The organism is Streptomyces sp. STR69 (assembly GCF_024519455.1).
GTDB lineage: Bacteria > Actinomycetota > Actinomycetes > Streptomycetales > Streptomycetaceae > Streptomyces.
In genome coordinates, this window is record NZ_JALJRY010000009.1 from 57,211 (window position 1) to 79,428 (window position 22,218).

19 protein-coding genes are annotated in these 22,218 nt (G+C 69.7%); 15 read left to right on the forward strand and 4 right to left on the reverse strand.

Going from position 1 to position 22,218, the window contains the following annotated elements; genetic code table 11:
* Positions 1-124 precede the first annotated feature (124 nt).
* The 4 genes from OC490_RS18335 to serA all read left to right on the forward strand — a co-directional run bounded on the left by OC490_RS18335 (position 125) and on the right by serA (position 5,459).
* Entirely contained in the window at positions 125-1,978 is a 1,854-nt protein-coding gene (locus OC490_RS18335; protein ID WP_200710221.1) for an acetolactate synthase large subunit, read from the forward strand.
* Between the two features lie 20 nt (positions 1,979-1,998).
* The gene (ilvN, locus tag OC490_RS18340) at positions 1,999-2,526 is read left to right on the forward strand and encodes an acetolactate synthase small subunit (RefSeq protein WP_262059039.1); all 528 of its coding nucleotides are present in this window, start codon (positions 1,999-2,001) and stop codon (positions 2,524-2,526) included.
* 112 nt (positions 2,527-2,638) lie between these two features.
* A complete protein-coding gene (ilvC, locus tag OC490_RS18345) occupies positions 2,639-3,637 on the forward strand; it encodes a ketol-acid reductoisomerase (RefSeq protein ID WP_043680264.1) in 999 nt (332 codons plus the stop codon).
* Between the two features lie 232 nt (positions 3,638-3,869).
* Positions 3,870-5,459, forward strand: a complete 1,590-nt coding sequence (serA, locus tag OC490_RS18350; protein ID WP_262059040.1) for a phosphoglycerate dehydrogenase — start codon at positions 3,870-3,872, stop codon at positions 5,457-5,459.
* A gap of 83 nt (positions 5,460-5,542) precedes the next feature.
* On the opposite strand, the gene OC490_RS18355 is transcribed toward serA, so the two are convergent.
* Entirely contained in the window at positions 5,543-7,105 is a 1,563-nt protein-coding gene (locus tag OC490_RS18355) for an MFS transporter (protein WP_262059041.1), read from the reverse strand.
* A 110-nt stretch (positions 7,106-7,215) separates the two neighbouring features.
* Between OC490_RS18355 and OC490_RS18360 the strand changes: the two genes are divergently transcribed.
* Complete coding sequence (locus tag OC490_RS18360; protein ID WP_262059042.1) at positions 7,216-7,791, forward strand: TetR/AcrR family transcriptional regulator; 576 nt, start codon at positions 7,216-7,218, stop codon at positions 7,789-7,791.
* On the opposite strand, the gene OC490_RS18365 is transcribed toward OC490_RS18360, so the two are convergent.
* Positions 7,742-8,977: an MFS transporter gene (locus tag OC490_RS18365; RefSeq protein ID WP_262059043.1), complete on the reverse strand. Its 1,236-nt coding sequence runs from the start codon at positions 8,975-8,977 to the stop codon at positions 7,742-7,744. The genes OC490_RS18360 and OC490_RS18365 overlap by 50 nt on opposite strands.
* A gap of 338 nt (positions 8,978-9,315) precedes the next feature.
* Between OC490_RS18365 and OC490_RS18370 the strand changes: the two genes are divergently transcribed.
* A complete protein-coding gene (locus OC490_RS18370) occupies positions 9,316-9,615 on the forward strand; it encodes a DUF6355 family natural product biosynthesis protein (RefSeq protein WP_262059044.1) in 300 nt (99 codons plus the stop codon).
* Between the two features lie 33 nt (positions 9,616-9,648).
* Here the strand turns inward: OC490_RS18370 and OC490_RS18375 are convergent, their stop codons facing one another.
* Positions 9,649-10,851, reverse strand: a complete 1,203-nt coding sequence (locus OC490_RS18375; protein ID WP_262059045.1) for a PucR family transcriptional regulator — start codon at positions 10,849-10,851, stop codon at positions 9,649-9,651.
* A 143-nt stretch (positions 10,852-10,994) separates the two neighbouring features.
* On the opposite strand from OC490_RS18375, the gene OC490_RS18380 reads away from it, so the two are divergent.
* From OC490_RS18380 to OC490_RS18400, 5 genes are all read left to right on the forward strand, one after another.
* Complete coding sequence (locus OC490_RS18380) at positions 10,995-11,921, forward strand: proline dehydrogenase family protein (RefSeq protein ID WP_262059046.1); 927 nt, start codon at positions 10,995-10,997, stop codon at positions 11,919-11,921.
* Between the two features lie 59 nt (positions 11,922-11,980).
* Positions 11,981-13,612 carry an L-glutamate gamma-semialdehyde dehydrogenase gene (gene pruA / locus OC490_RS18385; protein WP_262059047.1) on the forward strand — a complete coding sequence of 544 codons (1,632 nt, stop codon included), beginning with the start codon at positions 11,981-11,983 and terminating at the stop codon, positions 13,610-13,612.
* Positions 13,613-13,666: 54 nt separating this feature from the next.
* A complete protein-coding gene (locus tag OC490_RS18390) occupies positions 13,667-14,515 on the forward strand; it encodes an alpha/beta fold hydrolase (protein ID WP_262059245.1) in 849 nt (282 codons plus the stop codon).
* Between the two features lie 75 nt (positions 14,516-14,590).
* On the forward strand, positions 14,591-15,130 hold the full coding sequence (locus OC490_RS18395; RefSeq protein WP_262059048.1) for a GNAT family N-acetyltransferase: 540 nt from the start codon (positions 14,591-14,593) through the stop codon (positions 15,128-15,130).
* 266 nt (positions 15,131-15,396) lie between these two features.
* Positions 15,397-15,528 (forward strand): hypothetical protein, encoded by a 132-nt coding sequence (locus OC490_RS18400; RefSeq protein WP_019068673.1) that lies wholly within the window; start codon positions 15,397-15,399, stop codon positions 15,526-15,528.
* A 58-nt stretch (positions 15,529-15,586) separates the two neighbouring features.
* Here the strand turns inward: OC490_RS18400 and OC490_RS18405 are convergent, their stop codons facing one another.
* Positions 15,587-17,146, reverse strand: a complete 1,560-nt coding sequence (locus OC490_RS18405; protein ID WP_262059049.1) for a purple acid phosphatase family protein — start codon at positions 17,144-17,146, stop codon at positions 15,587-15,589.
* Positions 17,147-17,288: 142 nt separating this feature from the next.
* Between OC490_RS18405 and OC490_RS18410 the strand changes: the two genes are divergently transcribed.
* The 4 genes from OC490_RS18410 to OC490_RS18425 all read left to right on the forward strand — a co-directional run bounded on the left by OC490_RS18410 (position 17,289) and on the right by OC490_RS18425 (position 22,194).
* Positions 17,289-18,332, forward strand: a complete 1,044-nt coding sequence (locus OC490_RS18410; protein WP_262059050.1) for a 3-isopropylmalate dehydrogenase — start codon at positions 17,289-17,291, stop codon at positions 18,330-18,332.
* A gap of 264 nt (positions 18,333-18,596) precedes the next feature.
* Positions 18,597-19,685 carry a branched-chain amino acid aminotransferase gene (locus tag OC490_RS18415; protein WP_262059051.1) on the forward strand — a complete coding sequence of 363 codons (1,089 nt, stop codon included), beginning with the start codon at positions 18,597-18,599 and terminating at the stop codon, positions 19,683-19,685.
* A 106-nt stretch (positions 19,686-19,791) separates the two neighbouring features.
* Positions 19,792-20,862: a hypothetical protein gene (locus OC490_RS18420; protein WP_262059052.1), complete on the forward strand. Its 1,071-nt coding sequence runs from the start codon at positions 19,792-19,794 to the stop codon at positions 20,860-20,862.
* A 15-nt stretch (positions 20,863-20,877) separates the two neighbouring features.
* Positions 20,878-22,194: a KamA family radical SAM protein gene (locus OC490_RS18425; RefSeq protein WP_262059053.1), complete on the forward strand. Its 1,317-nt coding sequence runs from the start codon at positions 20,878-20,880 to the stop codon at positions 22,192-22,194.
* Positions 22,195-22,218 lie beyond the last annotated feature (24 nt).

The window sequence follows — 22,218 nt, forward strand, 5'->3', positions numbered from 1 at the left end:
CCGCACCCGGCGCGCTCCCCTCGCTTGCCTCACGGCACGAGGGGTTTTTTGTTGCACAGGATCCAGTCGTGCAGCAGTAGAACCCCGCACAAACCTCGCAAAAACCCTCAGCATCGAGAAGAGAATGACGATGACCGAGCAGGCCACCGGGGCCCATCCGCAGCCGCGGCCCCGATCCGGAGGACAGCCGTCCGCCCCCGAGCACGTCACGGGCGCGCAGTCCCTCATCCGCTCTCTCGAGGAAGTCGGGGCCGACACGGTATTCGGCATCCCCGGCGGTGCGATCCTTCCGGCGTACGACCCGCTGATGGACTCGACGCGGGTGCGTCACGTCCTGGTCCGGCACGAGCAGGGCGCGGGTCACGCGGCCACCGGCTACGCGCAGGCCACCGGCAAGGTCGGCGTCTGCATGGCGACCTCGGGCCCCGGCGCCACCAACCTGGTGACGCCGATCGCCGACGCGCACATGGACTCGGTGGCGCTCGTGGCGATCACCGGGCAGGTCGCGTCCAAGGCGATCGGTACGGACGCCTTCCAGGAGGCGGACATCGTCGGCATCACGATGCCGGTCACCAAGCACAACTTCCTGGTCACCAAGGCCGAGGACATCCCGCGCGTCATCGCGCAGGCCTTCCACATCGCCTCCACCGGCCGTCCAGGACCGGTGCTGGTCGACATCGCGAAGGACGCCCTCCAGGCGAAGACCACCTTCTCCTGGCCGCCGGTCATGGACCTGCCCGGCTACCGCCCGGTGACCAAGCCGCACGCCAAGCAGATCCGCGAGGCCGCCAAGCTGATCACCGCCGCGAAGCGGCCCGTCCTCTACGTCGGCGGCGGCGTCCTCAAGGCCCACGCCACCGCCGAGCTGAAGGTCCTCGCAGAACTCACCGGAGCGCCCGTCACCACCACCCTGATGGCGCTCGGCGCATTCCCCGACAGTCACGAGCTGCACGTGGGAATGCCGGGCATGCACGGTGCGGTCACCGCCGTCACCGCGCTGCAGAAGGCCGACCTGATCGTCGCCCTCGGAGCCCGCTTCGACGACCGCGTCACCGGCAAGCTGGACAGCTTCGCCCCGCACGCCAAGATCGTCCACGCCGACATCGACCCCGCGGAGATCGGCAAGAACCGCGCCGCCGACGTCCCGATCGTCGGCGACGCCCGTGAGGTCATCGCCGACCTGGTGCAGGCCGTGCAGAAGGAGCACAGCGAGGGCCACACCGGCGACTACAGCGCCTGGTGGAAGGACCTCAACCGCTGGCGCGAGACCTACCCGCTCGGCTACGAGCAGCCCGACAACGGCTCGCTCTCCCCGCAGCAGGTCATCGAGCGCATCGGCCAACTCGCCCCGGAGGGAACGATCTTCGCGGCGGGCGTCGGCCAGCACCAGATGTGGGCTGCGCACTACATCCAGTACGAGAAGCCGGCCACCTGGCTCAACTCCGGCGGCGCCGGGACGATGGGCTACGCGGTCCCGGCCGCGATGGGCGCCAAGGCCGGCGCCCCGGACCGTACGGTCTGGGCGGTCGACGGCGACGGCTGCTTCCAGATGACCAACCAGGAACTCACCACCTGCGCCCTGAACAACATCCCGATCAAGGTCGCCATCATCAACAACGGCGCCCTCGGCATGGTCCGCCAGTGGCAGACCCTGTTCTACAACCAGCGCTACTCCAACACCGTGCTGCACAGCGGCCCGGAGGCGGACGGCAAGCAGCCGAGCGCGGGCACCCGCATCCCCGACTTCGTCAAGCTGTCGGAGGCGATGGGCTGTTACGCGATCCGCTGCGAGTCCCCCGACGACCTCGACAAGGTCATCGAGGAGGCGAACTCGATCAACGACCGCCCCGTCGTGATCGACTTCATCGTCCACGAGGACGCCATGGTGTGGCCGATGGTCGCCGCCGGCACCTCCAACGACGAGGTCATGTTCGCCCGGGACGTCCGCCCCGACTTCGGCGACAACGAAGACGACTGAGCGAGAGAGACCACAGAGAAATGTCCAAGCACACGCTCTCCGTCCTGGTCGAGAACAAGCCAGGTGTCCTCGCCCGGATCACCGCCCTGTTCTCCCGGCGCGGCTTCAACATCGACTCCCTCGCCGTCGGCGTCACCGAGCACCCCGACATCTCCCGCATCACGATCGTGGTGAACGTGATCGAGGCACTCCCGCTCGAACAGGTCACCAAGCAGCTCAACAAGCTCGTCAACGTGCTGAAGATCGTCGAGCTGGAGTCCGGATCGGCCGTTCAGCGCGAACTCGTTCTGGTGAAGGTGCGCGCCGACAACGAGACGCGCTCCCAGATCGTCGAGATCGTCCAGCTGTTCCGCGCCAAGACCGTCGACGTCTCCCCGGAGGCCGTCACCATCGAGGCCACCGGCTCCAGCGACAAGCTGACCGCCATGCTCAAGATGCTGGAACCGTACGGCATCAAGGAACTGGTCCAGTCCGGCACCATCGCCATCGGCCGCGGCGCCCGCTCCATCACCGACCGCTCGCTGCGCGCGCTCGACCGCTCCGCGTAGAACCCGTGTGCGGGCGGCCCCGGCCGCCCGCATTCCGAGACCCCCGAACTTCGATTCCGCCCGCCGTCATACGGTGGGACGCAACACCTGCACACCAAGGAGAGAACCCAAAGTGGCCGAGCTGTTCTACGACGCCGACGCCGACCTGTCCATCATCCAGGGCCGCAAGGTCGCGGTCATCGGCTACGGCAGCCAGGGCCACGCCCACGCGCTGTCGCTCCGTGACTCCGGCGTCGACGTGCGCGTCGGTCTGCACGAGGGCTCCAAGTCCAAGGCGAAGGCCGAGGAGCAGGGCCTGCGCGTGGTGACGCCGTCCGAGGCCGCCGCCGAGGCCGACGTCATCATGATCCTGGTGCCGGACCCGATCCAGGCCCAGGTCTACGAGGAGTCCATCAAGGACAACCTCAACGACGGCGACGCGCTGTTCTTCGGCCACGGTCTGAACATCCGCTTCGACTTCATCAAGCCCCCGGCCGGCGTCGACGTCTGCATGGTCGCCCCCAAGGGCCCGGGCCACCTCGTCCGCCGCCAGTACGAGGAGGGCCGCGGCGTTCCGTGTATCGCGGCCGTCGAGCAGGACGCGACCGGCAACGGCTTCGCGCTCGCGCTGTCGTATGCGAAGGGCATCGGCGGCACCCGCGCCGGCGTCATCAAGACGACCTTCACCGAGGAGACCGAGACCGACCTGTTCGGTGAGCAGGCCGTTCTCTGCGGTGGTACGGCCGCGCTGGTCAAGGCCGGTTTCGAGACGCTGACCGAGGCCGGCTACCAGCCCGAGATCGCGTACTTCGAGTGCCTCCACGAGCTGAAGCTCATCGTCGACCTCATGTACGAGGGCGGCCTGGAGAAGATGCGCTGGTCGATCTCCGAGACCGCCGAGTGGGGCGACTACGTCACCGGCCCGCGGATCATCACGGACGAGACCAAGGCCACGATGAAGCAGGTCCTCGCCGAGATCCAGGACGGCACCTTCGCGCGTGAGTGGATGGCCGAGTACCACGGTGGCCTGAAGAAGTACAACGAGTACAAGCAGAAGGACGCCGAGTCCCTGCTGGAGACGACCGGCAAGCAGCTCCGCAAGCTGATGAGCTGGGTCGACGAAGAGGCGTAAGTCCTGGGGCCGAGGGGCCGGAGCGAGTGCTCCGGCCCCTTTGTCCAACCCGTCCAGCCTCGGACGGGTGATCCTTCCGCAGAGGCGTAAGACGACTGTCGGCGCGCCACTACACTGCCGTACTACATACGCGTCAGGCCCACAGCGTCGTGCGTCTCCACGCGGCCCGTACCTCCACCGCCTGCGGCCGTCGGGACGGCCGTCCGCACGCAATGGACTTGTGAGGACTCACGTGAGCTCGAAACCTGTCGTACTCATCGCTGAAGAGCTGTCGCCCGCGACGGTGGACGCCCTCGGCCCGGACTTCGAGATCCGCCACTGCAACGGCGCCGACCGGGGCGAACTGCTCCCCGCGATCGCCGACGTGGACGCGATCCTGATCCGTTCGGCCACCAAGGTCGACGCCGAAGCGGTCGCCGCCGCACGGAAGTTGAAGGTCGTCGCACGAGCCGGCGTCGGCCTGGACAACGTCGACGTCTCCGCCGCCACCAAGGCCGGCGTGATGGTCGTCAACGCCCCCACCTCGAACATCGTCACCGCCGCCGAGCTGGCCTGCGGTCTGCTGCTGGCGACCGCACGCCACATCCCGCAGGCCAACGCCGCGCTGAAGAACGGCGAGTGGAAGCGCAGCAAGTACACGGGCGTCGAGCTGGCCGAGAAGACCCTCGGTGTCGTGGGTCTGGGACGTATCGGCGCCCTCGTGGCGCAGCGCATGTCCGCGTTCGGGATGAAGGTCGTCGCCTACGACCCCTACATCCAGCCCGCGCGGGCCGCGCAGATGGGCGTCAAGATCCTGTCGCTCGACGAGCTGCTCGAAGTCTCCGACTTCATCACCGTGCACCTGCCCAAGACCCCCGAGACGGTCGGTCTGATCGGCGACGAGGCGCTGCGCAAGGTCAAGCCGACCGTGCGCATCGTCAACGCCGCGCGCGGCGGGATCGTCGACGAGGAGGCGCTGTACTCCGCGCTCAAGGAGGGCCGCGTCGCCGGCGCCGGCCTCGACGTGTACGCGAAAGAGCCCTGCACGGACTCCCCGCTGTTCGAGTTCGACCAGGTCGTCTCCACCCCGCACCTCGGCGCCTCCACGGACGAGGCGCAGGAGAAGGCCGGTGTCTCGGTCGCCAGGTCGGTGCGCCTCGCGCTCGCCGGTGAACTCGTCCCCGACGCGGTCAACGTCCAGGGCGGCGTCATCGCCGAGGACGTCAAGCCCGGCCTCCCGCTCGCCGAGAAGCTCGGCCGCATCTTCACCGCGCTGGCGGGCGAGGTCGCGGTCCGCCTCGACGTCGAGGTCTACGGCGAGATCACCCAGCACGACGTCAAGGTGCTCGAACTCTCCGCGCTCAAGGGCGTGTTCGAGGACGTCGTCGACGAGACCGTGTCGTACGTCAACGCCCCGCTGTTCGCGCAGGAGCGCGGCGTCGAGGTCCGGCTGACGACCAGCTCGGAGTCCGCCGACCACCGCAACGTCGTCACCGTGCGCGGCACGCTGAGCAACGGCGAGGAGGTCGCGGTCTCCGGCACGCTGGCCGGTCCCAAGAACCTGCAGAAGATCGTCGCGGTCGGCGAGTACGACGTCGACCTCGCGCTCGCCGACCACATGGTGGTGCTGCGGTACGAGGACCGTCCCGGTGTCGTCGGCACGGTCGGTCGTGTCTTCGGCGAGGCGGGCATCAACATCGCCGGTATGCAGGTCTCGCGGTCGGTCGCGGGCGGCGAGGCGCTGGCCGTGCTGACCGTCGACGACACGGTGGCCGTCAATGTGCTGGCGGAGGTGGCCGAGGAGATCGGGGCGACGTCGGCCCGTTCGGTGAACCTGGCCTGAGGCCCAACCCGCGTCACATGTGAACGCCGGGCGGGTTGCGGAGAGAATCCTCAACCCGCCCGGCGTTCCTGTGTGTTGAGGCCTCATACCTGCGCTTCCTGCGGCTCCGGCGCCACCGGCTCCGGCGCCTGCACGCGCAGCCCCCGCAGGGTCCGCGTCGCCGCGAAGGCCGCGCCCAGCAGCAGTACCGCCCCGCCGATCGCCGCGCCGTGCATGCCGTCGGTAAAGGCCTGCCGTGCGGTTGCCGTCAGGGCATCTCCCGCGTGCCCCGGCAGTTGGCGGGCGACGGCCAGGGCGCCGCCGAGGGTCTCGTGGGCCGGGGCGGGGGCCGAGGCCGGGATGCCGTGGCGGTAGACGGCCGTACCGATGGAGCCGAGGACCGCCATGCCCAGCGCGCCGCCGAACTCCGCGCCCGTCTCCATCAGCGAGGACGCGACGCCCGCCTTCTCCACCGGTGCGCTGCCCATCGCGAGGTCCATGATCTGGGACATCACCATGACGATCCCGGAGGCGAGGACACCGGCGGCGGCCAGGGCCGGCCAGAGGGCGTCGGTGCCGGTGATGGCGAGCATGCCGTAGCCGCAGGCGGCGATCGCGAAGCCGGCCGCGACGACGTGGGCGCGGTCGACTCCCTTCTGGACGAGGGTCGTTGCGAGCGGGGCCGCCATGCCGATCGGCACCGAGGGGAGCAGCGCCCACAGGGCCGCCTCCAGCGGACTCTTGCCGAGCACCGACTGCAGGTACTGCGTGGTGAAGAACGCCGAGCCCATCATCCCGAAGGCGGAGACGAGGTTGAGCACGACGGAGGGGGCGAAGCCGCGGCCACGGAAGAGAGTGGGGTCGATCATCGGGGACGCTGCCGTGCGCTGGCGGTGCACGAACAGGGTCGCGAAGAGCAGGCCCACGGTGATCGAGACGACGTACTGCACGTGCCAGCCCTCGGACGGGATCTCCTTGAGGCCGTAGATCACGGGCAGTACGGCGGCCAGGGACAGCGGGACGCTCGGCCAGTCGAAGCGGCCGGGGGCGGGGTTCTTCGACTCGGGGAGCAGGAACGGGCCGATGAGCAGGAGCAGGGCCATCGCGGGCAGGTTGATCAGGAAGACCGAGCCCCACCAGAAGTACTGGACCAGCACACCGCTCAGCACCGAGCCGAGCGCGACACCGGCGGTCATCACGCCGGACCACAGACCGATCGCCTTCGCGCGCTGGCCGGGGTCGGTGAACATCGTGCGCAGCAGCGCCATCGTCGAGGGCATCAGGGTCGCGCCGCCGATGCCGAGGACGGCGCGGGCGGCGATCAGGGTCTCGGCGCTGTCCGCGTAGGCGGCGATGAGGGACGCGGTGCCGAAGGCCGCCGCGCCGATCAGGAGGAGCCGGCGGCGGCCGATGCGGTCGCCGATCGAGCCCATCGTCATCAGCAGGCCGGCCAGGACGAAGGCGTAGATGTCGAAGATCCACAGTTGCTGGGTGCCGCTGGGCTCCAGGTCCGCGCTGATCGCCGGGATGGCGAAGTAGAGGACGGAGACGTCCATGGAGACCAGCAGCAGCGGCAGCATCAGGACGCCGAGGGCGGTCCATTCGCGGCGCCCGGCAAGGGAGTTGGGAGTGCCGGCGAGGTTCGTCGAGCTCGGTGGGTTCGTCATGGCAGTGAATGTACGCGCGTCTTAAACGCTTGTCTATGACGTGTGTATAAATCGCTCGTGTAAATCGTGCGTCTAGGACAGTTGTATGGATCGGCGGTAGCCTGGCGCGCATGGGACACCGTGAGGATCTGCTCGAAGGCGCGAAGCGCTGCCTGCTGGAGAAGGGGTTCGCGCGCACCACGGCGCGCGACATCGTGAAGGAGTCGGGGACGAACCTCGCGTCCATCGGCTACCACTACGGCTCGAAGGACGCGCTGCTCGCGCAGGCCTACGTCTCGCTGGTGGACGACATGTCCTTCGAGTGGGGTGACCGGCTCGAAGGGGCGCCGGGCTCGCTGGAGCGGTTCAGGGAGGTGTGGTCGAACGTCGTCGCCTCCCTCCGTGAGCCGGGCTCGATGTGGCGGCTCAGCGGGGAGATCATGGCGATGGGCGACCAGCTGCCGGAAGCCCGTGATCAGTTGGCGCTCGCGCAGCGCGAGGGCGGCCGAGGACTGGTCTCGCTGCTCATGGCTGTGCCGGAGGAGGAGGTGTCGGACGAGACCGCCGACACGCTCGGCTCGTTCTACATGGTCGTGATGTCCGGGCTCATCATGCAGTGGACCTTCGACCCGAAGACCGCACCCGACGCCGACCGGCTCACCGAGGGTCTCCGTCAACTGCTGGAGGGCGCGCGGAAGGCACCGTGACCCGCCGGTTCCGCAGCGCCGGCGCCAGCGCCACCAGCATCAGCAGCGCGGTCAGCCCGAAGGCCCACGGGTAGCCGGTCAGGCCCGCCGTGATGCCGAAGCCGGCCGCGCCGAGACCCATACCGCCGTCGTAGGCCAGGTTCCACAGCGCGCTGACCGTGCCGTACGAGGCGGCGGAAGCGCGGGTGTACATCAGGGTCAGCGTGGCGTTCTGGGTGATGCCGAAGCCCGCACCGAACAGGGCGGTGCCCGCAATGACCGCTACTGGGTTGGTAGTTGGGGCGATGACCAGGACGCCCGCCGCCGACAGGAGCAGGCCGGGCAGCACGAGCCGCTCGCTGCCGTGCCGGTCGCCGTGGCGGCCTGCCAGCCAGCGCGTCAGGGTCGAGGTCGCGGTCTGCACGAACAGGGCCGCCGCGACGACTCCGGCGGACGCCGAGGGCACGGCCAGCGGCAGGAACGTGACGAGGATGCCGGCGGCGGTGGCGGTGGCCGCGAAGACCAGAACCGGCCGTAGCAGAGCGCCGGTTCGCAGTCCCCGTACGACGCCCAACGGCTGCTCGGAGCGGTCCGCGCGGTCCGGCAGTCCGAGTACGAAGACGATCGCGGCCAGTGCCGCGAGGCCACCGGCCACGGCGACCGGGCCGTAGCCCGCGCGCCCGGCCAGCCAGAGCCCCAGCGGCAGCGCGACCAGCGACGGTACCCCGGACACCACACCCACCAACGCGAGCCCCTCGCCCCGGCGTTCGTCCGGGATCAGCGACGCGGTGAGCGCACCGCCCGCGACGATCGTCAGCGCGAAACCGAGTCCGCGGACGAAGCAGACCGTCGCGATCCAGGCTGCCTGCCCGGAGACGGTCAGTACCAACGCCGGGGCACCGAGCAGGAACAGCCCGGCGATCAGGGTCGGTCGATAGCCGAAGCGGCCGACGAGCCGGGGAGTGACCAGCTCGCCCAGGACCGTCGCGAGCATCAGCGAACCGGTCGCGAGCCCCGCCGCGCCGCCGCCCCCGCGCTCGGCCGCATATGCCGGTACGACCGAGAGCAGCAGGAAGAAACTGAGACTGGCGCCGACCATGCTGATGAAACGGAGGAGGAGGGGGCGGGTGAGGAGCGGGGGGAACGAGGCCCGCTCGCTCGAAGTGGCCTCATCGGCAGGGGAGTCGGAGGTCGGGCCGGTCGTCATGACTTCGACACTAGATTCCGACCGGGCTGCCGGTCAGGTCCAATTCCGGGCCGGTGGACCGGTCCGTCGGCCGCGTTCCGCCGAGCCGGGGTCAGGTCGGCGGGCGGGGCGTTGCCCACCCACCGCGGCCTGATCGAGGACATCGAAGAGGGCCATTACCTCAGGTGAGTTGGCCGGCGGCGCTCCACGGGTGATTGTCACTCGATCGGTCCAGCGACAAATCGATTCCCCGGGTGAACGGCCCGGCGTTCGATCCACCGCGCCGGCCGACGCGGCGATCGTGGGGCCGGTATCAGACCGCCCGACCGCCCAACCGATCGCCGACCAAGGAGTTTCCTTTGCGAGTTCGTCGTGTCGTGACCAGCGCCCTCGGTGCCGCAGCCCTCGTGCTCACCTCGCTCGGCTCGGTGGCCGCCGCCCCCGCGTCCGCCGCCCCCGCGTCCGCCATCATCTGCGGCTTCTTCAAGACCAGTACCAACGCCTACTACAGCCACTGCACCAGGGACGGCTCGCATGTCGTCATCAAGGTCAAGGTCGCCCTGGCGCGCGACCACGAGCTGTGCGTCAGCCCCGGCACGACCTGGCTGGGCTCCGCCCGGAAGATCCAGGGCGCCTACTACGTCGGGCGAACCTGCTGACGCGTCGCGTCGCCCAGCAGCCCCCCAACCGCCTTACAGCCGCGCCCCCTTCAACACCATGTGCAGCAACAACCGGTCCTCCCCGTCGTCCAGGTCCAGCCCCGTCAGCTGCTCCACCCTTGACAGGCGGTAGTAGAGCGTCTGCCGGTGGATGCCCAACTCGGCTGCCGTACGCCCCGCTTGGCCCGCGCGGTCGAGGTACACCTCGGCGGTGCGGGCGAGTTCGTGATGGGCGGGGGAGAGGAGGGGGGCCACGGCAGGGTCGTGGGCGGACTCCGGGGGGAGGGAGGTCAGCAGGCGGTACGGGCCGATGCGGGACCATTCGGCCACCGGGGCGAAGCGGGGTTCCGCGAGGGCGGTGCGGGCCGCTGCCGCTGCCTCCTGCCAGGCGGTGGCGAGGTCGGTGAGGCCGACGCGGGGCCGGGCGACGCCCGCCGCACGGCGGGCGCCGGGCGGGCCGTCCTTCAGCAGACGGGTCGCCGCCGCCTCCGCCGAACTTCCCGCGTCCGTCGACCGCAGCCGTACCAGCACCGCCAGGCACTGCTGCTCCGCGGCCCCCCACGGAACCGTGCACAGCGCCGTCGCGTGCGGCACCGTACGAGCTGATGGGGCGTCGTCCGGGTCGGCGGTCGACGGCCAGGGGGCGACGCAGACCATCGTGTGCGGGCCGTCGCCGCGTGCGCCGAGGGCCGTGCGCAGCGCCGCCACCGCCATGTCCCCCTGCCAGCCGCGCTCGGCGGTCAGCACCGCCCGCAGCTCCCGGCTGAGATCCGCCCCGTGCTGCGCCTCGTCGGCGAGCAGCGCGCCGATGCGGGTCGTCACCTCCATGGCCGCGTCCAGCTGTGGGGCGGTGGGGCCGGGATCGTCGTCGTCCAGGAGCCAGACGTACCCGAGGACCACGCCCCGATGGCGGACGGGGAGGCAGATGCGGCCCCGGTAGACACCCGCCTCGGGGGTGGGCGGGATCCGGACCGGGCCGGTCGCCCGCGTGATGCCGAAGCCCTCGAACCAGGTGCGGATCGCCGCCGTGGAGCGCCGGGTCAGGATCGAGCGGGTGCGGACCGGGTCCAGCGCGGACGCGTCCAGGTCGCCCTCACCGTCGTAGGCCCCGAAGGCGATCAGCTCGAAGTCGCGGTTCTCCAGGGTCGCCGGGGCGCCGAGCAGCTCGGAGATCTCGTCGACGAGCTCTTGGTAGTCGCCTCTGGAATCGGATGTCACCCGGGCATTCTCGCGCATTCCTCCGCCGATCCCGTGCCGCCTTCATACATCTGTCTGAGATCCGTGGCACGGATGCGTGACAGCTGTCGATGGTCGACGATCGGAGACAACCCTAGGTTTCACGGTGGTTCCCCGTATGTCCGACCGCTTGGAGGTACCCCGTGCTGGGTCCCGTGATTCTCGCCGCCTCGCGCAGCGATCAGATGCGTCGGCTGATCTCGGCGGCGCCGGTGACCAAGCAGGTCGTGGACCGCTTCATCCCCGGTGAGACCGTCGACGAGATCGTGCCGATCGTCCAGGACCTCACCGCCAAGGGCCTGGAGCTGACGATGGACGTCGTCGGCGAGGACATCACCACCCCCGAGCAGGCCGCCGCCGCCCGTGACGCCTATCTCCAACTCGTCGACCGGCTCAAGGAGTTGGAGCTGGGTACCCGGGCCGAGATGTCCATCAAGCTGTCCATGTTCGGGCAGGCGCTGCCCGGCGGTCACGAACTCGCCCTCGCGAACGTCCGGCCCGTCGTCGAGGCAGCCGCCGCCATCGGTACGACCGTCACGCTCGACGCCGAGGACCACACCACCCTCGACTCGATGTTCGCGATCCACGAGGAGCTGCGGAAGGACTTCCCGCAGACCGGCTGCGTCATCCAGGCCTACCTGTTCCGCACCGAGTCCGACGCCCGCCGCCTCGCCGAGGCCGGCAGCCGCGTCCGGCTCGTGAAGGGCGCCTACAAGGAGCCCGCCGAGGTCGCCTACCAGCAGAAACACGAGATCGACAAGGCGTACGTCCGGATTCTGCGGATCCTGATGGAGGGTTCCGGCTACCCGATGATCGGGTCCCACGACCCGCGACTCATCTCCATCGCGCAGGAACTGGCCCGGCGCGCCGGGCGCAAGCTCGACGAGTACGAGTTCCAGATGCTGTACGGCATCAGGAGCGACGAGCACCTGCGGCTCGCCGCCGAGGGTCACCGCATGCGCGTCTACACGGCCTACGGCACCGACTGGTACGGATACTTCATGCGCCGCCTGGCGGAGAAGCCGGCCAACCTTCTCTTCTTCGCCCGCTCGACCCTCACCAAGGGCTGACCGAGGCTGACCAGGGATTGACCCCAACACCCGCTCACGTACAAGGAGTTACGGATCTCATGGACGCTGTGACCCAGGTCCCCACCCCCGTCAACGAGCCGGTGCACGGCTACGCGCCCGGCTCTCCCGAGCGCGCCCGTCTGGAGGTCAAGCTCAAGGAGCTGGCCGAGAACCCGATCGACCTGCCGATGACCATCGGCGGCGAGCGGCGGATGGGCGGCGGCGAGCGCTTCGACGTCGTACAGCCGCACAACCACAAGGCGCGGCTGGGCACTTACGCCAACGCCACCCAGGGCGACGCCCAGGACGCGATCGACGCGGCCCTCGCCGCCGCGCCCGCCTGGCGTGCCATGTCCTTCGACGACCGCGCCGCGATCATCCTGCGCGCCGCCGAACTGCTCTCCGGACCGTGGCGCGAGACCCTCGCCGCCTCCACCATGCTCGGCCAGTCCAAGACCGCCCAGCAGGCCGAGATCGACTGTCCCTGCGAGCTCGTCGACTTCTGGCGCTTCAACGTCAAGTACGCCCGCGACCTGCTCGCCGAGCAGCCCCCGGCGAACTCCCCGGGCGTCTGGAACCGTCTCGACCACCGCCCGCTCGAAGGCTTCGTCTACGCGATCACGCCCTTCAACTTCACCGCGATCGCGGGCAACCTGCCGACCGCGCCCGCGTTGATGGGCAATGTCGTCGTGTGGAAGCCGTCGCCGACGCAGACCCACTCCGCCGTTCTCCTCATGCAGTTGCTGGAGGAGGCGGGGCTCCCCAAGGGCGTCATCAACCTCGTGACCGGCGACGGCATCGAGGTGTCGAAGGTGGCTCTTGAGCACCGCGACCTGGCCGCGATCCACTTCACCGGGTCCACCAAGACCTTCCAGTACCTGTGGAAGACGGTCGGCACCAACATCGAGAAGTACCGCTCCTACCCGCGCCTCGTCGGCGAGACCGGCGGCAAGGACTTCGTCGTCGCCCACCCGAGCGCCGACCGCGCGGTGTTGAAGACGGCGTTGACCCGCGGCTCCTTCGAGTACCAGGGGCAGAAGTGCTCCGCGACCTCCAGGGCGTACATCCCGGCGTCGATCTGGAACTCCGGATTCAAGGAGGAATTCGCCGCCGAGGTCGAGTACTTGACCATGGGCGACGTCACCGACCTCGCGAACTTCATCGGTGCGGTGATCGACGAGCGCGCGTTCGCCAAGAACAAGGCGGCCATCGACCGTGCGAAGGCGGACCCCAACTGCACGATCGTCGCGGGCGGTTCGTACGACGACTCGGTGGGCTACTTCGTCCGCCCGACCGTCGTCGAGTGCAGCGACCCGGCCAACGAGGTGTTCACGACCGAGTACTTCGGCCCGTTCCTCGCGGTCCACGTCTACGAGGACGACGCCTACGACGAGATGCTGACCCAGATGGAGTCGGTGTCGGACTACGCGCTGACGGGCTCGGTCATCGCGGGCGACCGCGCGGCGGCGGCGTACACGATGGAGAAGCTCCGCTACGCGGCCGGCAACTTCTACATCAACGACAAGTCCACCGGCGCGGTCGTCGGCCAACAGCCCTTCGGCGGCGGCCGTTCCTCGGGCACCAACGACAAGGCCGGCGCCCCGCAGAACCTGATGCGCTGGACGCTGACCCGCGCCATCAAGGAGACCCTGGTGGCCCCGACGGACTACACGTACCCGCACATGGGCTGACAGCCACACAGTGAGCCCACAGCGGGCAGACTCCCCGTCATGACCCCAACCCGTATGCAGGACACGGCGGTTACGGCGGACGACGGAGTACGGCTGTGGGCCTCCCGGTCCGGCCGTGGCACACCCGGCACCTCACCCCTGGTGCTGTGCCACGGCGGGCCCGGACTGTGGGACATGTCCGAGGACGTGGCCGGGATGCTCGACTCCCGCGCCACGGTGGTCCGTTGGGACCAGCGCGGTGGCGGCCGGTCGGAGCCGTGCGCGGGCCCGTGGACCACCGAACGGTTCGTGGCCGATCTCGACGCCGTACGACGGCACTTCGCGCTGGAACGGCCGGTGCTGCTCGGCCATTCCTGGGGCGCGTCGCTCGCCCTGAACTACGCCCTTGCCCACCCGGACCGGGTCGCCGCGCTCATCTACGTCAGCGGCACCGGCATCGGCCCGGACGCCGACTGGCACGGCGCCTTCGAGGAGAACCTCCTCGCCCGGCTCGGCGAGGACCCCCAACGGCTCGCCCGCTGGCGGGAGTTGCCCGGCGACAGCCGGGAACGGGCCGTGCTCCAGTGGTCCGCCGAGTTCGAGGACCGGAAGCGGGCCGTCGAGCACGCGGAGCGGATGGCCGACCCCTGGTTCCCCATCAACTTCCCCTGCAACAAGTCCCTGAACGCCGAGGCGAGACAGACCGCCGGCACCCCCGCCCGGTACGCCGCCTGCCAGGCCCTCGACCTCCCCGTGCTCATCGTCGACGGGGAGCGGGACATCCGCCCCCGCTCGGCCGTCGACTCGCTGGAGCGGGCGCTGCCCCGGGTGCGGCGGGTGACCCTGGCGGGCGCCGGGCACCTCCCGTGGGTCGAGGACCCGCACGGGTTCCGCGAGGCGGTGCTGAGAGAGATGCGCTCATGACGTACGTCAACGCGGTCATGACAGCGATGCGGCGATGACGGCACGCCATGAGCCCGCGTCTCCGATACTGACCCCGTGACCATCCGTATGCGCACCGCCCACACGGCCGACCTCACCCCGGCCGACCTCCGCGCCGCCCGCGCCCTGCTGGACGCCGCCTTCGCCGGTGACCTCACCGACCAGGACTTCGAGCACGGCCTCGGCGGCGTCCACGCCCTGCTCGCCGACGAGGACGGGCTCGTCGCGCACGGCTCGGTCGTGATGCGCCGGGTGCGCTACCGCGGGCGCTGGCTGCGGGTCGGATACGTCGAGGGGGTCGGCGTACGGCCCGACGCCCGCCGCCGGGGGCACGGCGGCCGGATCATGGCCGAGCTGGAGCGGATCGTCGACCACGCCTACGACGTCGGTCTGCTCGGCGCGAGCGACGACGGCGCCCGCCTCTACACCGCGCGCGGCTGGCGGCTGTGGGGCGGCAAGATCTCCGCGCTCGGCCCGGACGGCATCGTCCATCTGCCCGAGGAGGAGGACAGCACCTACGTCCGCCCCGCGCTCGCCGGGCCCCTCGACCTCGACGCCGATCTCCTCTTCGACTGGCGGGACGGGGACGTGCTCTGACGCCTCGCCGCGTTTTGTGAAACCGCAGGTCAACGCCGCGTGACTCGTTTCACCGTCTCAGATAGTAGGAAGTCCGAGTAATTGTGGAGACAGATGCACGGTCCTGTCCTAGCTTTGTAGGAGCCGAACGTCTCGCTAGACCAAGCGAATGGCGGCCGTGAGCCGGACACCGCGCAGGCAACCCCTGCGGTCCGTGGCTCCCCGCCTCTTCCGGCGTCTCGTAACCCCCTCAGCACTCCAGGAATCATCGAAGGAGTCGATTCTCCATGGCCGAGACGACCGTCCGCCGCCGCGTCCGCCACGTGACCCGCACCAGCGAGTCCGAGCGCAAGAACGCCGCCGCCGCTCTCCAGCGCGCCCTCGACCGCCGGGACAACGGCGGCGAGACCGGCCACTGAGCCGTAGTAACACCACTCCACAGCCGGGAGCCGCGCCCGCACGGGGTGCGGTGCGGTCTCACCGACCGCGCCGCACCTCGAAGTGGTCGATGCGCTTGCCGTTCTGGTCCAGCGCCGACACCTTGAGCCTCGGGGTGCTGCCGCTCTCCGCCTCCACCGAGAGGAGGGAGAAGCCCCGGTAGCGCACCCGCGACCACTCCACCGTCTCCGCCTGGCTGTGCTGGCCCTTCGCCCACTGCATGGTGTCGACCGTCCCGTGCCGGGTGACGTGCCCCTCGTAGCTCTCCTTGACGCCCGCCGGGAAGCCGTACAGATCCCGGCCGCCGCCGCCCGCCGTGACGTAGACGATCCCGTCCTTCGTCGGATCGGTGGACGCGCCGATGGGTACCGCCCTGCCGACAGTGCCCTTCTTGATGGCGTCGGTCCGCTCGTACACGTGGTTGTGCCCGTTGATCACCAGGTCCACCTGGTGCTTGGCGAACACCGGCAGCCACTCGCTGCGGACCCCGCCGTCCGAGGCGTGCGCGGAGGTCGAGTAGGCGCAGTGGTGGAAGAAGACGACCAGGAAGTCGACGCCCTTCGTCGCCCGCAGGTCCTGCAACCTGCGGTCCAGCCACTTCGTCTGCTTTCCGCCCGTGTAGCCGAGGTTGGCGGTGATCTCGTACGACACGTCGTTCGCGTCGAGGGCCACGACGCCGACGTTGCCGTACACGAAGGAGTACACGCCCGGCGCGTGCGACGGGTCGAAGCCGTTGTCCGGGAGGGACCAGCGGGCGAGTTGGCCGCCGTAGCCGTCGGGGGAGTACCAGGCCTCCATGTCGTGGTTGCCGGTCGTCACCATCCACGGGACGGTCCGGGAGACACCCTCGTTCTGCTTGAGGAAGAGGTCCCAGTACGTCGGGTCGTAGCCGTCCGTCTTCTTGCCCTGCCCGTTGGTGTCGGCGTAGCAGATGTCACCGGCGTGCAGGTGGAACGCGGGGTTCTCGCGCAGGATCACCTGGTCGTTGGCGGCTGCCGCGTTGCTCACGCCCTGGTCGCCGAAGGCCGTGAACACGAACTTCTCCGGGCTCGCGGGCGCCGTACGGAACGAGCCGATCGTCGAGCGGTGGGCCGGGGCGGCCGGGTCGAAGCCCTCGTGGCCGACGCCGTAGTAGTACGTGGTGCCGGGGCGGAGGCCGTCCGGGGCCGCGTGGACGTAGTACTGCTCGACCGCGGGGCGGACGCCGGTCAGGCCGGGGGTGTGCAGGGCGCGGACCTCGGCGGTGATCCTGCGGCTGAGGCCGTCGGGCTTCGTCCCGATGCGCAGGTACGGCTTCTTGACCGCGAACGGGACCTGCCAGGAGACCCGCATCTCCGTCTTCGGGTCGGCGCCGAAGGCGAGATGGCGGCCGAAGGGGGTGACGACCGCACCGGGCACCTTCGACGTGGCGGGGGAGGCCGACTTCTGATCGCTCGTCGCCGTACCACTGGCGCACCCCGTCAGCAGCCCGCCCGCCACCGCGCTCGCCGTCACCAGCGTGCGGCGCCGGGACAGCTTGGTGCGCAGGTACTCGTACTGCTCGGCCATGCTCATGCGCACCGCGAGGTGCTCCGGGATGCCGACGTCAGGTGTCTCCATGTCGATGAAGCTCCCCCATAAGTCCAACGGGGGCCATGCGTAAGGGTGAACGTACGTCGAACGGCTGACGCCCCCGCTTCTCGGCTGTCCGTATCGCGGACACCCCGTGTCATCCCATGGGACGCGGAGTACGGTGTCGGGCATGTCTCGCAGCATCGATCTCGCAGTGATCCCCGGTGACGGCATCGGTCAGGAAGTCGTGGCCGAAGGTCTCAAAGTCCTCTCCGCCGTCCTTCCGCAGGACGTGAAGCTGGAGACCAAGGAGTTCGACTTCGGCGCCCGCCGCTACCACGCGACCGGTGAGACCCTCACCGAGGACGACCTGGCCGCACTGAAGCCGCACGACGCGATCCTGCTGGGCGCGATCGGTGACCCGTCGGTCCCGTCCGGTGTCCTGGAGCGCGGCTTCCTGCTGAAGCTCCGCTTCGCCTTCGACCACCACGTGAACCTGCGGCCGAGCAAGCTGCTCCCCGGTGTGGCGACCCCGCTCGCCGGTGAGCCGGAGATCGACTTCGTCGTGGTCCGCGAGGGCACCGAGGGCCCGTACACCGGCAACGGCGGCACCATCCGCAAGGGCACCGAGCACGAGGTCGCCACCGAGGTCTCCGTCAACACCGCGTTCGGTGTCGAGCGGGTCGTCCGGGACGCCTTCGCCCGTGCCCAGGCCCGCCCCCGCAAGAAGCTCACGCTGGTCCACAAGAACAACGTGCTGACCTTCGCGGGCCACCTGTGGACGAACGTCTTCAACAAGGTCGCGGCCGAGTTCCCCGAGGTCACCACCGACTACATCCACGTGGACGCGGCGACGATCTACCTCGTCACCGACCCGGCCCGCTTCGACGTGATCGTCACCGACAACCTCTTCGGCGACATCATCACCGACCTCGCCGCGGCCGTCTCCGGCGGCATCGGCGTCGCCGCGAGCGGGAACATCAACCCGTCCGGCGAGTTCCCCTCGATGTTCGAGCCCGTGCACGGCTCGGCGCCCGACATCGCGGGCCAGGGCAAGGCCGACCCCACCGCCACGGTCCTGTCCGTCGCCCTCCTGCTGCGCCACCTCGGCTACGAGTCCGAGGCCGTGCGCATCGAGGAGGCCGTCTCCGCCGACCTCGCGGAGCGCACCGGCAAGCCCGCCCGTTCCACCAGCGAGATCGGCGACGCGCTCGCCGTACGAGTAGCCGGCTGACCCCGCGCCCACTCGAAGAACTCTCGTAGTCTTCTGAAGCCGCCGGGTCGCAACCGCACCCGGCGGCTTTTCTTATGTCCCCGCCGGGTGCCACCATCATCCTCCGGGTCGCATTCACGCCGTTTTCGTCCACGGTCCTCCTCGCGCGATAATCGAACGCGGAGCCGCGGAATGAGGCAATGCTCGGACGTCCTAACACTGGCCACTGGCAGTCGAGGGCGTGAGCGCGGCCCGTCACACACAACCGGTGAAGGACAACCACTCATGACGACGCCCACGATCGAGCTCAAGCCCTCGGCCTCGCCACTTTCCGCCGCCGAACGCGACGCGATTCTGGCCAACCCCGGGTTCGGCCGCCACTTCACCGATCACATGGTGACGATCAAGTGGACCGAGGGCCGCGGCTGGCACGACGGCCAGCTCGTGCCGTACGGCCCGCTCTCCCTCGACCCCGCGAACATGACCCTCCACTACGCGCAGGAGATCTTCGAGGGCCTCAAGGCGTACCGGCAGGCCGACGGCTCCGTCGCCACCTTCCGCCCGGAGAAGAACGCCCGCCGCTTCCAGACCTCCGCCCGCCGCCTCGGCATGCCCGAGCTGCCGGTCGAGACGTTCATCGAGGCCTGTGACGTGCTGGTCCAGCAGGACCGCGACTGGGTCCCGGCACACGGCGGCGAAGAGTCCCTCTATCTGCGCCCGTTCATGATCGCGACCGAGGTCGGCCTGGGCGTGAAGCCCGCCAACGAGTACCTCTTCCTGGTCATCGCCTCCCCGGCCGGCGCCTACTTCCCCGGCGGCGTGAAGCCCGTCTCCATCTGGGTCTCCGAGGACCACGTCCGCGCCGTCCCCGGCGGCATGGGCGACGCCAAGACCGGCGGCAACTACGCCGCCTCCCTCCTCGCCCAGGCCGAGGCCGCCGAACAGGGCTGCGCCCAGGTCTGCTACCTCGACGCGGTCGAGCGCAAGTGGGTCGAGGAACTCGGCGGCATGAACCTGTACTTCGTGTACGGCAACAAGATCGTCACCCCCACCCTCACCGGCTCCATCCTGGAGGGCGTCACCCGCGACTCCCTCCTCACCCTCGCCCGCGACCTCGGCTACGAGCCCGAAGAGGGCCGTATCTCCATCGAGCAGTGGCAGCGCGACTCCGAGAACGGCACGCTGACCGAGGTCTTCGCGTGCGGTACGGCCGCGGTCATCACCCCGGTCGGCACGGTCAAGCGCACCGGCGCCGAGTGGCAGCAGTCCGCGGGCGAGCCCGGCGAGGTCACGCTGAGGCTCCGCGGCGCCCTCCTCGACATCCAGCGCGGTGACGTCGTGGACAAGCACGGCTGGATGCATCCCCTGGGCTGAGCGCGACTCCCGGTCGACCTCCGGAAGCCGGTTCGACGCGTATCGCCTCCCCCGTGCGGGTATCCACTGATTCCGCGGGACACGGGAACACGGGGGAGGGGACGCGGTGAGTGGTGGGCCGATACCGCGACTGCGGTGGCTGCTGCGGGCGTTACGCACGCCGCGCCGCCCGCAGAGCCTCACCGTCCTCGCGCTGCTCGCCGCCGGCGCGGGCGTGTTGCTGTGGTTCGCCAAGCACATGGACAACTACGGCGAGAACCTCGCCCTCAACCTGGGCACCGACCTGGTCGGCGTGGTCATCACCGTCTTCGTGATCGGTCCGCTGATCTCCCGCGCCCAGGAGGGCCGGGTCCGCGAACACACCCGGCTCGACTACGAGTGGTTCGCCGCGCAGGTGTACGGCTCCACGTCCAACGTGAAGGTCCTCGACACCTTCTCCAACCTCTTCGGCCCGCAGTTCTCCGAGCGCCTCTTCCGCGGTGTCCGCTCGGCCACCGCGCACGGCGCCCGGGTGCAGATCCTGCTCCTGGACCCCGACTCCCTCGCCGTGATCCTGCGCGGGCGTGAACTCGGCGAGCAGAGCGCCGACATCCGCCGCGACATCATGCGCAACCTGCGCACCCTGGACCGGTTCGCGCAGCGGCTCGACGAGCACTCCCGGAGTCTGCTGGAGGTACGGCTGTGCTCGACCTCCCCCGGAGTGACCCTCTACCGCTGGGACGAGCGCTGTCTGGTCTCCTTCCTCACCGTCGGCCGACTCTCCGGCGAGGGCGTCCAGTTGGAGGTCGCCGTCCGCTCCCCGCTCGGCACCTTCGTCGAGCAGCGCTTCGACGAGCTGTGGCAGCAGGGCAGACCGATGGACCGCTTCACCCATCTGCCGGTGACCCTGGTCGACGCGGCCGACGGACGGCGGGAGTTCAGCTGCCGCTTCGTCTACGTCGAGGACCGCCTGTACGTCGAGGCCCCCGACCTCGTCACCTACCTGGCCCGCCGCCGCCTCGACCAACTCTCCGCCCACAGCGGAGTGCTGGGCCCGGGCGAGGCGTACGAGGTCATGGTGGTCGACGACCGCAGCGAGCTGCACGGGCGGCTCATCCACCACTTCACGGAGAAGTACGATGCGCAGGCGGCGGCCTTCGTGGAACTACGGCCGCCTACGGTCCTGGTCACGGAATAGAGGGCCCCGGCACATATGAGTTCAGCGCACCACCCCCGCTTTCGCGCCTTCACGCCCCGCGACCTGGACGGCCTGCTGCAACGCGTGTCCTTGTCCGCCACCGAACGACTCGCCCTGAGGGCCGTCTCCTCGGTTCTGCCCTTCCGCACGAACGGTTACGTCGTCGACGAGCTGATCGACTGGTCGGCGGTACCCGACGACCCGATCTTCCGGCTGACGTTCCCGCAGGCCGGGATGTTGCCCGAACCCGACCTCAAACAGATGGCCGACCTCCTCTCCCAGGAGGCGCCGAAGGCCGAAGTCCTGCGCACGGCCCACGAGATCCGGATGCGGCTCAACCCGCACCCCTCGGGCCAGCTCGACGCCAACGTGCCCGTGCACGAGGGCGAGCGCCTGGAAGGCCTCCAGCACAAGTACCCCGAGACGGTGCTGGTCTTCCCGCGCCAGGGCCAGACCTGCCACGCCTACTGCACGTACTGCTTCCGCTGGCCCCAGTTCGTCGGCGAGTCCGAACTCCGCATCGCCACCGACGACATCGCGACCACCTCCGCCTACCTCCGCGCCCACCCCGAGGTCACCAGCACGCTCATCACGGGCGGCGACCCGCTGGTCATGAGCACCGAGGTGCTGAGCCGCTATGTCGACCCCCTCCTCGACATCGACACGATCCGCTCGATCCGCATCGGCACCAAGTCCCTCGCGTTCTGGCCGTACCGCTTCACGACCGACCGGGACGCCGACGACCTGCTCCGCCTCTTCGAAAAGGTGGTGGCAAGCGGCCGTCACCTGGCGTTGATGGCCCACTTCACGCACCCCCAGGAGCTGCGCCCGCCGGTCGTACGGGAGGCGATGCGCCGGGTGCGGAGCACGGGCGCCGTGATCCGCTGCCAGGGCCCACTGGTGGCCGGTATCAACGACAGCGCCGAGGCCTGGGCCGAACTGTGGGACGAGACGACCACGCTCGGCGCGGTGCCGTACTACCAGTTCGTCGAGCGCGACACCGGCCCCCAGGGCTACTTCGGCGTTCCGCTGGCCCGTGGCCACCAGATCTTCCGCGACGCCTACGCCCGCGTCTCCGGCCTCGCCCGTACGGTCCGCGGCCCGGTGATGTCGGCGATGCCCGGCAAGGTCTGCGTCGACGGCATCGCGGAGGTGGCCGGCGAGAAGGTCTTCGTCCTCCACCTGATCCAGGCCCGCGACCCGTCCCTGGTCGACCGCCCGTTCTTCGCGGCCTACGACGAGACCGCGACGTGGTTCACGGACCTGAGGCCGGCGTTCGGGGCGAGTGAGTTCTTGCCTGGGCTGGGATACCTGGAGCACCGCACAAGCTGACATCGAACCACTTCAAACGGACTT